This is a genomic window from Adhaeribacter arboris (assembly GCF_003023845.1).
GTDB classification, from domain to species: domain Bacteria; phylum Bacteroidota; class Bacteroidia; order Cytophagales; family Hymenobacteraceae; genus Adhaeribacter; species Adhaeribacter arboris.
On the sequence record NZ_PYFT01000001.1, the window covers coordinates 5,527,550 to 5,540,191 of the forward strand.

Here is a 12,642-nt window from a genome sequence, read left to right on the forward strand (position 1 = left end):
ATATCAACTTGCATGGAATTGTACGATTTCAATCGCGGTAATTATAACCAACGGGCGGAAATGGTTTGGAATAAAGGTGAGTTCTTAGCGGCCCGAATCAGTGGTAATTACACCTTGTGCCTCTACCACATGGGCAACTTCTTTGCCGAAATCTGGTACCGGGTAGCGGATAATGAGGTTCAAGGAGTAAGAGGATTTAATAGTATTATCTGCCTGGAGCCGTATTTAAATATGGTAGATTTGTCCGACATAACTTAGTAATTCTTTCATATCTTCCTATGAAAACCGAACAAGAAGTCTTAGCTAGAATCCAGGAATTAGAGAGTCAAAACGAGCTTCTATCGCTTAAAGATACAAAAATCGTGGCCCAAGATGAAATTGACCAAGTAGCCATGGGCACCCTGCTGGAAAACCAAAAGCAGATTAAAATCAACCAGACCATCCTGGATGCTTTGCATTGGGTAGTAAGCTAATTAGTTTGTTATAAAAGGGGGAATTAGTACAAATAGATTTTACTATGGAATGGTACGACTGGATGGCTTACGCCTTTATTGCGGCCGGCATTTACTTGATAATCATTAAAAGAATTCGTAAAAACCGGTAATTTCAAGTTTAAATATTAATCCTATGTGCGGACGTTATGCAGAATCAGAAGATGTAGATGTACTGGAGGAGCGGTTTGATTTACAAATCGACCAGAAGTATAAGCCTAATTACAACGCTTCTCCGGGAAACGTATTACCCGTCATTACCAACAAGGATCCTAAGCAGCTAACTTTTATGAAGTGGTCTATCCTGCCGCATTGGTCCAAGACCAGAGAGATTAAATACAGTACCTTTAACGCCAAAGCAGAAGAACTCACGGAAAAGCCTTCCTTCCGGAGCCTTATAACAAGCAAGCGCTGCCTGGTTCCTTGTACCGGCTTTTATGAATGGAAGGATGTAACTACACCAGAGAAGGATATGTTTGGTCAACCGATTGCTAAACCCAAAACCAAAAAGGAAAAACAAATTTACTTTATCAATTTAAAATCAGACGAGCTCTTTGCCATGGCCGGCTTGTGGGATGAGTGGGTAGATCAGAAAACCGGCGAAGTTGTGCCTTCTTTTACCATTATTACTACCACTGCTAATGAATTAGTAAAACCAATCCACCCGGAACGCATGCCGGTAATCTTAACCCGGGAAACCGAAAAGCTGTGGCTGGATGATAGCTTATCCAAAGAGCAGTTATTAGCGCTACTAACCCCTTATGAATCCCAGGAGATGAAAGCCATGCCCATTCCAGGGATTACTTCTTTCCCTAATCCCAAGTAAATCCGGTAACTACAACTCCCAGCATCCTCATCAATAGCTCGCCGGCGTATAGCCGCTGCCCCGGCTACGGATTATAGTTACTTGCGTAATCTTCTCGGACAAGTTTTCCTCTATCTCCAGCACACTTGCCAGGTACGTTATTGTTTCCTGCTGTTTGGCGGTACAGGCGTATAGAATACCCATCCAAGCTTCGGGTTCGTACTGGGAAGAATAAGCACTTTGAGCAGGATCAAAAATAATTTTTCGTTTAAATAGGTTCCTATATTTAGCAGCTTTGATCTGTCTATTTTTAGTTTAGCCAGTTTTTCTGGCAGAATTAGCAGCATCAGTCATTCATTATGCTAATTATTTTGGTTTTATTGGTGCATAGCAAAAAAAATAATTCCAATATATTTAGCTTTAGTATATTTTATTACGTTATTGCTAACATAATTAGTATTTAGTTATACTAATCTTTAGCCATGCTGGTAAGATATGCTGCTGGAAAATCGAACCATTGCTCACTTAGATTTAGATACCTTCTTTGTGTCCGTCGAGCGATTACGTAACTCGGACCTAAAGAATAAGCCGCTTATCATTGGTGGCTTATCGGACAGAGGGGTAGTCGCCAGTTGCAGTTACGAAACCCGCTACTACGGGGTACACGCCGGCATGCCCATGCGAATGGCGAAACAGCTCTGTAAAGAAGCCCTGGTGCTCCGGGGCGATATGGAAGCGTATAGCCAGTACTCGGCCGATGTGACGCAAATCATTGCCGAGAAAGCGGACATTTACGAGAAAGCTTCTATTGATGAACATTACCTGGATGTGACGGGCATGGACCGCTTCTTTGGTACCTGGAAGTGGACTAATGAACTCCGCAACTATATTATGCAGGAAACGGGCCTCCCACTCTCCTTCGGTTTATCCGTGAATAAAACGGTTTCCAAGATTGCTACCGGGCAAGCGAAACCGAATGGTACTTTGCAGGTGCGGCAAGAGCAAGTCAAGCCTTTTCTTTCCCCGCTTTCCATCCGCAAGATTCCGGGCGTGGGAGAAAAGAACTACCAGCTCCTGCGCAACATGGGGGTGCCCACCATTGAAGTGCTCACCATGATTCCGGTGGACGTCATTCAGAAGGTCTTGGGCAAAGAAGGGGTGAGTATCTGGGAAAAAGCCAACGGCATTGACTTAACCCCCGTGGTGCCTTACTCGGAGCAGAAGTCTATTAGCACCGAACAGACCTTTGCTACGGATACGACGGATATTCCTTTTCTCAACAACCTGCTGGTAGCCATGGTCGAGAAGCTGGCCTTTGAACTGCGCCGGCAAGAAAAGCTAACCAGTTGTATTACCGTCAAGATTCGCTACGCCAACTTTGATACCCATACTCAGCAGCTGATGATTCCTTATAATGCGGCCGACCATATCCTTATTCGCAAGGCCAAAGAATTGTTCCACAAGCTTTATAACCGGAGAATGCTGATTCGGCTTTTGGGCGTCCGGCTCAGCCATTTAGTGCAGGGCTTTCAGCAGATTGATTTATTTGAAGATACCGCGGAACTGGTGAACCTCTACCAGGCCATGGATAAGATCCGGCACCGCTACGGAGCCGAGGCCGTTAAACGAGCGGCGGGACTAACGGGTAAGAAGCGATGATTGCCTTTGTTCATTCCTACTACAGTTTACGCTACGGTACCCTGTCCGTCGAAGATTTAGTAGCGATAGGCGTGAACCAAGGTTATCAAACGTTAGTGCTGACCGATATTAATAATACCTCCGGGGTTTTCCCCTTTATAGCCGCCTGCCAGCAGCAGGGCATCCATCCCGTAGTAGGTATTGAGTTTCGGCGCGAGAACCAGCTACTCTACACAGGAGTAGCTTTGAATCAGTTAGGTTTTCAGGAGTTAAATCAGTTTCTTAGCTACTATCAATTAAAGCAACAGCCCTTACCCGACGTTCCTCCCACTTTTAATCAGGTAGTTGTCATTTACCCTTTCTCTGCGGCTGGTTCCCAGGCGCTCCGGGAGAATGAATACATCGGCATCCGACCCCACGAACTAAATAAGCTAACCTTCTCGGACTTGCGCCACCAACCCGAAAAACTCTTGCTACAACCGGTATTTACTTACTTGGACGCGGAAGGCTATGCTTTGCACCGCCACTTACGGGCCATTGATCATAATATCTTACTTAGTCAGCTTACCCCGGAGCATGCGTTAAGTGAAAATGCAGCCTTTCTGCCGGCGAACCAACTAAGTCCTCTTTCCCAGCGGTTCCCTCGCTTAATGACCAATCTGGAAAAGCTCGTAGAACAAGCGACTTTTACCTTCGATTTTACCACCCGCAAAAACAAATTTCATTATAGTACCACGGCCTATGATGATAAGCTGCTGCTGGAGAAATTAGCCTGGGATGGCTTACGGCACCGCTACGGAGCAAGTAATAAAGTCGCTAAACAGCGGGTGGAACACGAACTAGCGATCATTGATAAGCTGGGCTTTTCGGCTTATTTTTTGATTACTTGGGATGTTATTCGTTATTCCATGAGCCGCAGCTTTTACCATGTCGGCCGGGGCAGCGGCGCGAACAGCGTAGTAGCGTATTGTTTGCACATCACCGACGTTGACCCGATTGAGCTGGACTTGTACTTTGAGCGCTTCTTAAATCCCAAACGCACCAGCCCCCCTGATTTTGACATTGATTACAGTTGGGATGAACGGGACGAGGTATTAGACTATATCTTCAAACGCTACGGCCACGAGCACACCGCTTTGCTCGGCGCGATGAGTACCTTTCAGCAAAATGCCATCTTACGGGAGCTAGGGAAAGTCTACGGCTTGCCCAAAAGTGAATTGGATATGTTGGTAGCTAACCCGGGAGCTAACGTTAACCAAAACCAGTACACGAAGCAAATCTTCCGTTACGGCAAATTGCTCACCGACTTTCCCAATGTCCGTTCCATTCACGCCGGCGGGGTGCTTATTTCTGAACAGCCGCTTACCTGCTATACGGCCCTGGACTTACCCCCGAAAAACATGCCTACCAGCCAGTGGGATATGTATGTCGCCGAAAGTATTGGTTTTGAGAAACTCGACATCTTAAGTCAGCGCGGCATTGGGCACATCAAAGAATGCGTGCATCTTGTGCAGCAGAACCAGCAGATTAAAGTAGATGCCCACGATATCGCCCGCTTTAAGCAGGACGAGAAGGTAAAAGCGCAACTAAAAGCCGGTGATACCATCGGTTGTTTTTATATCGAAAGCCCGGCCATGCGCGGCTTACTTAAGAAACTACGCTGTGATAATTATCTATCCCTGGTGGCAGCTAGTTCCATTATCCGGCCGGGAGTAGCGAAATCAGGGATGATGCGGGCCTATATCGAGCGCTTTCACGCTCCCGATAAGATTCAGCACATTCATCCGGTACTAGGCGAGCAACTGCAGGAAACCTACGGGGTGATGGTTTACCAGGAAGATGTGCTGAAAGTCTGCCACCACTTTGCGGGGTTGGATTTAGCCGATGCCGACGTATTGCGCCGGGGTATGTCGGGCAAGTCGCGCTCCAAAAAAGAATTTCAGAAGTTAGTGGATAAGTTCTTTCAAAACTGCCGGGAGAAGGGCTACCCCGAAGCCATCACTCAAGAAGTCTGGCGGCAGGTCGAGAGTTTCGCGGGATATAGTTTTTCGAAAGCACATTCCGCTTCTTTTGCCGTGGAAAGCTACCAGAGCCTGTATTTGAAAACCTACTTTCCCTTAGAGTTTATGGTGGCCGTGATTAATAACTTTGGCGGGTTCTACTCGACCTGGGTCTATGTGCAGGAAGCTCGTAAAGCCGGAGCTATTATCCACTTGCCTTGTATCAACCAGAGCCACTTTACTACCTTCCTTTACGGCCAGGACATTTATTTAGGCTTGGTACATATCCAGAACCTGGAACAGCAGTTAGGGCAAAGACTGGTAGCCGAGCGCCAGCAGCAGGGTACCTATGCCAGTTTAGAAGATTTTATTAAGCGCACTCAGGTAACCGTAGAGCAAATTGAAATTCTCATTCGCATTGATGCCTTTCGCTTTACGGGTAAAAATAAAACTACTTTGCTCTGGGAAGCCCTTTACCTCCTCGGGCATAAAAGCAGCTTGGATACAGAAGCCGCTCTTTTTCCTTGTTCGGCTAAACCCTTTACTTTGCCGCCGCTGACCTATACCCAGGTAGATGCAGCCTGGGATGAACTGGAATTACTTGGCTTTCCGGTTAGTCTGTCCTATTTTGACTTACTCAAAACCAAACAAAGAGGCGATGTACTAGCCGTAAATTTGCCGCAGTGGGTAGGACGGAGAGTACGGATGATGGGCATTCTGGTAACCACCAAACAGGTGCGCACCATTAGAGGCGAGTTAATGCAGTTTGGTACTTTTCTGGATGCACAAAACAACTTTTTTGATACCGTTAACTTCCCGGCTTCCTTAAAAGAGTGGCCCTTTAAAGGTCCAGGAGTGTATTTGCTTCTAGGCCGGGTAGTAGTAGAATTTGGTTTTCCTAGTTTGGAAGTTGAGAAAATGGATAAACTCCCCTTTCAGGAAAAGCACCAATCCAGTAGCGCAATGGTTAAGAGTAGTAATTAAAAATAGAAGTCATTCAATAGATGCCATGTAGATGCTGAAATAAAGAAATAGCCACCTAGTGCAATTTTAACTTAATGGATTCCAGGCTCTCGTAAATTTGCTGAAGTGACTCTTCGCAGGAATGCAGCATAGCCATTACATTCTCGATACTTCTCTTATTGCTGTTCTGTTATAATGCTATTATACTTAGTTATTTGTCATATAATTAATAAAAAAAATGAATCAACTAAAAATATTAGTAAATATAATATCGTATTCGTACTTTGGCTGCATCGAAAACTAAAGAATAAAGCATTATGAGACATCTATCCAGTATTACCAAAGCAGAATTATTAGAGATTGCTAAAATTGTTTTGTATTCTGATTCTGATGTACACCCCGAACAATGGGAAATTCTTCCTTTTGCGGGAGAGCCTGCTATTGGTATTCGGTTAGATGCAGAGGACTACGAAATACGGATTGTATGGGAAAACAATGAGCCACTTAGAATTTTTACTACCGCTATAGGGCATTTTGAATCAATTGAACCAAGTAAACTTAATCGGATACAAACCAAGCTCCAGGAAATGGGCTTTGATATTCCTACTTTAGAAACCTGGGGCTTTCCGGATACGGATTTGATATTGGAAGAAAAACTTGATGGTCTTGGGATTCAAGAGTAATTAAGGCTGCATACGGATTGTACTGTAACAGTTGTAACGCGTGTATTCAGTGTTACAGCTGTCAGATTAATTCAGATAAATGTAGGCTTCCTTCTTGTTGGATCTACTTATAAAAATGAGGTAAGGAGAAGATTTAAACGGGCGAGTAATAGCAATATCGCCAAGCTTTATAATCTGGACAAAGCTTGGTGGAACTGACATTGCCTTTTTGTAGTTACTAAATATTTTTTTTGTTTGGCCCGTTAAGGTATTAAAAAAATTATTTAATTTAAAAATGCTTACTCCAGAAGAAAAAGAACGAATTCGGCAGGAAGAAATTTACAGGCAAGAAATTCGATTGGATTTAGATAAACAACAGGAAACAATTAATTTTAAAAAATGGGCCGGTTGGTGGAAATTTGTTAATACAAGTTTTGGTATCTGGTTACTTTCTTCCGTCATCGTAGGTGCAATTACTTTTCTTTATAGTGAAAACCAAAAAAAGTACACTGAAGAAAGTAAAAAGCAGGCGCAAATAGATAGATTATCTACTGAAATCACCAGCCGACTTTATGAACTATTTTATGTTTCGTCAGAGATTAATGAAGAATTTGAATATTTAGTATCTGACCAATTCAGGCAAATAGATAGTGTTAATTATGATGAGAAAGCTATTAGTGAAATGGACTTTAATCTTACAAAATCTTTTAATACTATAAAGAAACCCGATTTAAATTCTGAATTCATAATATTTCCCGAATATTCTAAAAGAAACTTAATTTCTTTATTTATCGAACTTCGAAGCATAGCTCCTAAATCCAAAATAGAGGGCTTGAATAGTTGCATAAAGGTATTTAGGTATATGGCCTCAGAAGAAAAAAGTATTATAAACAGAATTAAACCTAAAGATTTGATTAAATATTTACCTTATCACACTAATAAACTTACAAAAGGAGAATTGTATAATATTAAATTATTAAAGAGAAAAAGCAATCAATATCTACATTATGCTATGAATGGTTTAGATAAACTTCGGGGGCTTTCAAATAGGGATATAGAGTACGATTTTAGTATAGATTTCCATATTCCATAAATTAATATCGTCTACATCTACCTATAACTCCTATCCTTATTCCTCTGCCCTAAGCCCGGGTATTTAATAATTCTATTATAATTTCGGATTGTAGTAACACTTTCTCAACTACAAGAATGAAATAAAAGTACTATAACAGGCGTCATAAGTAGTAAAGCAACTATAATAGTTTTATGAGCAACGACCGGCTTTGGCATATTAATAAAAATAAGAAGTAAGTGTTTAATATATAGATATTTGTATATGCATAAACTAGGCCAATACCTATCTTTACTAACCTACCTTTTGACCACCGATTAATTAATAATATAAACTGAACGAAGCGGTTTTTGCCAGCCAAAGTTTTTATGGTGGCTAATTTGGACAGGAATCCTTCCTGTACTGTGGATTAAAGAGTCGCCTGGGTAAAGGATGTCATAAGGAACATAATGGAGTAGATTAGGGTTTAATATCTAATATGGTACAAACATCTAAAGCACAGGATTTTTTAGCTTTGACTCAAGCCTTTGAAATACTGGAAACCAAACAGCAATTTTTTGACGAAGAATTATTTAGTAATTTAAAGTCTGCCCTCCATCAAGCCGCCGCAGGTTTAGTTAACTCTCCCAAACCTCAACCCAGTTTACCGGATCACTGGTAATCTTCTTGCATAAGTTTTGTTTTAGAAGAATAGAAGACCTAAGTATTTTGCGGATCATGCTTTAATAGGGAATTTTTCTAATTCTACTCCCATTTCACCATTAACTGCTCCAGATATGGCTCCAGCATTTTAGTGCCTTTGAAGGTGACAATGTCCTTGAATTTACCTCCCGGATAATGTACATAAATTTCTACAAAGAAGTTGGGTAAGTAATGCAAGTACACCCGGTGCGAAGAAGTTTTCCGAACGCAGAGAAACCGACTATGTTTGTAGAGGTATTCTAACTGGTTTGTTGGGGAAAGGGAATTGAATTCGCGCCAGGTTAACAAAGTTTTATCTTGATTAATAGTAGGTTTAAGGCGGGTATTCTTTCTTCGTTTGGCATGGTTAGTAGGTAGAAGAAGGATAAGATAAACCTTGTTTTATATCTCCATTGACAAAGTTAGCTTTTACGAAATCTGGCACTTCTTCCAAGTTTTGATTGTCAGCAACCCACCGTTTAAAATTATGCGGCACGTCGGTAACCATATTTCTAAATTGGAATAGAGAAGCAGTGCCATTTAGAATCGATTCTTCGTACTGACTGTATTCTACTTCATCTGGCATTATAGGAGTTAAAGAACAACCGCAATCTTCTCGCCAGCCGGTAAACTCAAACCATTTCGGATAGATGCCTGCAAGTTGTTGGCATATAGGATAAGGAAGGTGCGTGCGAGCAGGCGGTTTAACTTCGTAGCCCAGAACAAAATCCATGTTTCGCCAGCGTTTCAAATCATTGCTCCAAAAGCGGCGATTTAGTTCGGGCATATATCAGGGTAAATTATTTCTTGCCAGTTGAAAAATGAATTTTGAAGAGTTTAAATATACGGTAAGTTTTCAGCTAAGGGCAAAACAGACAAAATTTTTTAAAAAGTTTTAGCCTTACACAAATGGGTAGACTTGGATTAAAGGCTTAGATCTTATTGTGATTCTGGGTGGGACCACAATGGATTGTAGAGAGAGAGGGATTTGACCCTATACTGATATGAAAAAAATATAAGAACTATAAACCTTTGTATTTCCGGCGCTTATTTGGCTTGGGCTTCCATTGATTCAGGAGCCATTCCCATGCTGACCAGAGGGTAACGATACCCCAAAGACAAAATATTACGGCTATCAGCCATTGCCACCACTGCATATTATTAATGGGCTAATTGGGGTAGTTCTATGGAATCTAGATAAGGCTCAAGTATGGACACTCCGGTAAAGCCTCTAACTAGAGCAATTTCACTATCCGATTTCCGGTACCAGACCTCGGCAAAAAAATTCTCCATGCAATACAAACAAATCTCGTGGTCTTTGGTAGAACGCACAGCTAAGAATCTACCATGTTTGGCTACCAATGCAGCGCGTAGCTCGTGAATATTCCGGTTAAACTCGTGGAGTTTCATCTGATATTTATATTTAATATAATATATATTAAATATAATGCCAAACTAACCACAATGTTATATTTTTATAGCGCTTTATCTAGCAAGTCCCGGTTGGTGGATCGTTCAGTAAATTAGCGAGCCAGTTTACTGATAATTGGATATGGGTATCTTAGAATATATGCAGCAAAAATGTTTTTTTACATGTGGCAATTTCCAAAGTACTTAACGGCAAACCTGCTTTATCCTAGTGCTGTTGCATAATATGAATAACCCCCTGCTTATTCCCTTATAAATATTCATTAAGGAAAAAGAATTAATTAAAAGCCACTCATTTACAAGGTGGCTCTTAATGTAAACGATAGGGTAAAAAAGTGCAGTTTGCCTATTTTACCGTTAGCTTTCACGGGCAATTATATTCCATTAAATAGGTAGCCGTTTTGGGAGTAAAGTTCTCCGGATAGATAATATATTGTCGGATGGGAAATCCTTGCTCGTTGTAATCGTAAGAGTATTGATAGTGCAAAGTTAAATCTACCGCTTGGAGGTTCTCCGTCTCGGATTTTAGCAAGTTCTTATTACCCGTACGCCCCATAAAATGCATGAGAACGTTGAAATTGTTAATTGATGAGTGTTTGTTCTCCTTATCCAGGTAAAATTCATATTGGGTAGTACTCTCCAGAGAGGAACCATAATTATAGACAGCCTTTACGCAGTTTCCATTTTCATAAGTGTAAACATTGGTTATAGGAGTATTTCCATTCTCAAAAGTAGTAGTTGTCTTGATGCGATTACCTTCACTATCGTACGAACAAACCGTTTCGGAAATTGGTTTAGAACCGGCGCTTGCAGGTTGGGTGATTTTATATTTGGCTATCTGCCCCATCGAGTTATATTCATACAGATATACGGAAGAATAATCGTTGGCAACTCCATCCCGGTTGAAAACTTTTGCCTCCCTGTTGATAGTAACCAATTTCCCGGAAGCGTTATAGTTAAAAGTTGTTAGTTCCCAATCTTTATTGGTTGATTTTTTACTTTGAAGGATTCTGTTTTGGTTATCAAATAGATAGGTAGTATACTTAGTGGAATCCAAACCATAAATAAATTTACTTAATCGGCATTCGGAAGGTGTTTCCTTCGGCTCTGGATTTTCTTCCGCCTTTTCACAGCTACTTAACAGAAAAAGAAAAATCAAGCACCAGGCAATGGTCCAATTAAATATGTGGAGGAAAGGTTTACTTATATTTAAGTACATGAGTTGGAAGTAAAGAATGTTTTGGGGTTGATGATAATTTTATACTGTTCGAATTAATAACACTTCTTACAAGGCCGTCGTCCGTAACTATTCTCTGCATCCGCTTTGCTTACTGCCAAAATCGTGTGCGTGCATCGGTTCAAACCAGCGCAGCTTTCCGTGCGATGGTAGGCGTAAGCACTACCACCCTCACAAATGTACACCGGTGGAGCTTGCTGTTTTTTTACCGACGGTTTGGAAGTAGTAGCCTGAGCCTTGGCAGGATTGGCCGTTTGAGCCGGGGCCGAACCAATGTGCAGAAGAAAAGCTAGAAGGAGTAAAAGTTGTTTCATTAATAAAGGTTTAATTTGCCTGACTAAATATTTTGTTTGCGCAATATTTGTCTAGGCAAATTAAAAGCCAGTTTTAAGATTCTACAGGAATTAAGCAGTTATTAGGCAAACAGAAGGGCTAAAGTAAAATAGACTTATTTATTATGATAATCCACTCCATTACTGGCAAACATACTCCATAGCGATAACTGTGGTTCCCGAATTGAAAAAGTTCTTCCAGGTATCATTTACTTTAGTTGGATAACCGTGCTCATTGTACTCATAAGTCTGCTTGTAGGTACTATTATGTTGGGGATCTGCATTGGTTTGCGTGGATTCCGCGCTCATATTCTTACTAGCAGTTGGTCCCGTTAGGTGCATTAAACTAAACTTCTGGTTAAAACTTCTAAGTTTGTTTTCTTTGCTTAAGTCATACTGATAAAAGGTGGGCCCCACCGGTGATGGTCCTTGATTAATATCTCTTTGAATGCAATTACCATCTTTATAGGTGTAAACCGTAGTAAAACTGTTGGCGCCATTGTCAGTGGTGGTAGTAGTTTTCGTACGATTCCCTTCCGAATCGTACTCGCAAGTTGTTTCCTCTAAGGCGTAGGAATTATTCAGCCAGGGTTTGTAAGAGGAGTATTTACTCACTTGACCCAAAGAGTTGTAGTCAAAGGTGTAGATCATATAAACTTTATCCGGTAAGCCAAGATCAATACTTAGTGCCTCATCCGTAATCGTTATTCTCCCAACTTGCCCTTGAGCATTATACTCGTAGATTGAGGCTCTGCTCTCTTTACCCTTTACATAATCGGAGATGCGGGTTAGTCTCTGCAGATCATCGTACTGAAAAGTCGTGTATTGAGTGGGATCGGCAGCATTGTAATTTTTACTGGGAAGGCAGGTAGTAGGTTTTACTTCCAGAGCAGGAGTGTCTTCCTTCTTCTCGCAGCTTGATAAAAAAGATAAAAGCCCCAGGCATAAAGCAAGCGGCCTAGTAGAGGTTCGTAGTAAAGGTTTCTTCATAAAAAAGTGCATAGTTTTCTAAAAGCTTGCAAGTTATGCACCGAAAACAAGGCCTTGAGGAATATGTACTCGAATTGCTTGAAAGTACTATGATGCTATTTGAATAATTCTATCCGGAAGGGTTACCAACAAAACATATTTAGAAAACAGGTTGTTTTCAATACAGAATATTAATCTTATATATGAAGCCTTATAATGAGCTCTCCCCAGAAGGTAAAATCATCCGCATGACAATAGCCCGGATTGTAATTTATAGCGCCTTACTCATAGCCTTTACTTTGCCTGCGCAAGATTGTACAGGACGATAAATAAAGTGAGAACACCTATTAACCCGGATAAAAGC

15 protein-coding genes are annotated in these 12,642 nt (G+C 41.3%); 8 read left to right on the top strand and 7 right to left on the bottom strand.

Going from position 1 to position 12,642, the window contains the following annotated elements; genetic code table 11:
• Positions 1-12 precede the first annotated feature (12 nt).
• From AHMF7605_RS22495 to AHMF7605_RS22505, 3 genes are all read left to right on the top strand, one after another.
• Positions 13-258: a hypothetical protein gene (locus AHMF7605_RS22495; protein WP_106932241.1), complete on the top strand. Its 246-nt coding sequence runs from the start codon at positions 13-15 to the stop codon at positions 256-258.
• Positions 259-278: 20 nt separating this feature from the next.
• Positions 279-473, top strand: coding sequence for a hypothetical protein (locus AHMF7605_RS22500; protein WP_106932242.1), 195 nt, complete (start codon positions 279-281; stop codon positions 471-473).
• 154 nt (positions 474-627) lie between these two features.
• Positions 628-1,317 (top strand): SOS response-associated peptidase, encoded by a 690-nt coding sequence (locus tag AHMF7605_RS22505; protein WP_106932243.1) that lies wholly within the window; start codon positions 628-630, stop codon positions 1,315-1,317.
• A gap of 30 nt (positions 1,318-1,347) precedes the next feature.
• Here AHMF7605_RS22505 and AHMF7605_RS29905 read toward each other — a convergent pair whose 3' ends face one another.
• Complete coding sequence (locus tag AHMF7605_RS29905) at positions 1,348-1,500, bottom strand: hypothetical protein (protein WP_158267592.1); 153 nt, start codon at positions 1,498-1,500, stop codon at positions 1,348-1,350.
• A gap of 291 nt (positions 1,501-1,791) precedes the next feature.
• Between AHMF7605_RS29905 and dinB the strand changes: the two genes are divergently transcribed.
• The 5 genes from dinB (at position 1,792) to AHMF7605_RS22530 (ending at position 8,292) form a co-directional block, all read left to right on the top strand.
• Entirely contained in the window at positions 1,792-2,955 is a 1,164-nt protein-coding gene (gene dinB, locus AHMF7605_RS22510) for a DNA polymerase IV (RefSeq protein WP_106932244.1), read from the top strand.
• On the top strand, positions 2,952-5,918 hold the full coding sequence (locus AHMF7605_RS22515; protein WP_106932245.1) for a DNA polymerase III subunit alpha: 2,967 nt from the start codon (positions 2,952-2,954) through the stop codon (positions 5,916-5,918). Before dinB ends, AHMF7605_RS22515 begins: the two co-directional genes overlap by 4 nt.
• Before the next feature lie 296 nt (positions 5,919-6,214).
• Positions 6,215-6,580, top strand: coding sequence for a hypothetical protein (locus AHMF7605_RS22520; protein WP_106932246.1), 366 nt, complete (start codon positions 6,215-6,217; stop codon positions 6,578-6,580).
• 274 nt (positions 6,581-6,854) lie between these two features.
• On the top strand, positions 6,855-7,652 hold the full coding sequence (locus AHMF7605_RS22525) for a hypothetical protein (protein ID WP_106932247.1): 798 nt from the start codon (positions 6,855-6,857) through the stop codon (positions 7,650-7,652).
• Positions 7,653-8,109: 457 nt separating this feature from the next.
• The gene (locus tag AHMF7605_RS22530; protein WP_106932248.1) at positions 8,110-8,292 is read left to right on the top strand and encodes a hypothetical protein; all 183 of its coding nucleotides are present in this window, start codon (positions 8,110-8,112) and stop codon (positions 8,290-8,292) included.
• Between the two features lie 83 nt (positions 8,293-8,375).
• Here the strand turns inward: AHMF7605_RS22530 and AHMF7605_RS22535 are convergent, their stop codons facing one another.
• The 6 genes from AHMF7605_RS22535 to AHMF7605_RS22560 all read right to left on the bottom strand — a co-directional run bounded on the left by AHMF7605_RS22535 (position 8,376) and on the right by AHMF7605_RS22560 (position 12,299).
• Positions 8,376-8,621 carry a hypothetical protein gene (locus AHMF7605_RS22535; protein WP_106932249.1) on the bottom strand — a complete coding sequence of 82 codons (246 nt, stop codon included), beginning with the start codon at positions 8,619-8,621 and terminating at the stop codon, positions 8,376-8,378.
• A gap of 58 nt (positions 8,622-8,679) precedes the next feature.
• Positions 8,680-9,099, bottom strand: a complete 420-nt coding sequence (locus AHMF7605_RS22540; RefSeq protein ID WP_106932250.1) for a hypothetical protein — start codon at positions 9,097-9,099, stop codon at positions 8,680-8,682.
• A 374-nt stretch (positions 9,100-9,473) separates the two neighbouring features.
• Entirely contained in the window at positions 9,474-9,722 is a 249-nt protein-coding gene (locus tag AHMF7605_RS22545) for a hypothetical protein (RefSeq protein WP_106932251.1), read from the bottom strand.
• 382 nt (positions 9,723-10,104) lie between these two features.
• On the bottom strand, positions 10,105-10,959 hold the full coding sequence (locus AHMF7605_RS22550) for a hypothetical protein (protein WP_106932252.1): 855 nt from the start codon (positions 10,957-10,959) through the stop codon (positions 10,105-10,107).
• Between the two features lie 53 nt (positions 10,960-11,012).
• Positions 11,013-11,291 carry a hypothetical protein gene (locus AHMF7605_RS22555; RefSeq protein ID WP_106932253.1) on the bottom strand — a complete coding sequence of 93 codons (279 nt, stop codon included), beginning with the start codon at positions 11,289-11,291 and terminating at the stop codon, positions 11,013-11,015.
• Positions 11,292-11,450: 159 nt separating this feature from the next.
• Positions 11,451-12,299 carry a hypothetical protein gene (locus AHMF7605_RS22560; RefSeq protein WP_146153651.1) on the bottom strand — a complete coding sequence of 283 codons (849 nt, stop codon included), beginning with the start codon at positions 12,297-12,299 and terminating at the stop codon, positions 11,451-11,453.
• Between the last annotated feature and the right edge of the window lie 343 nt (positions 12,300-12,642).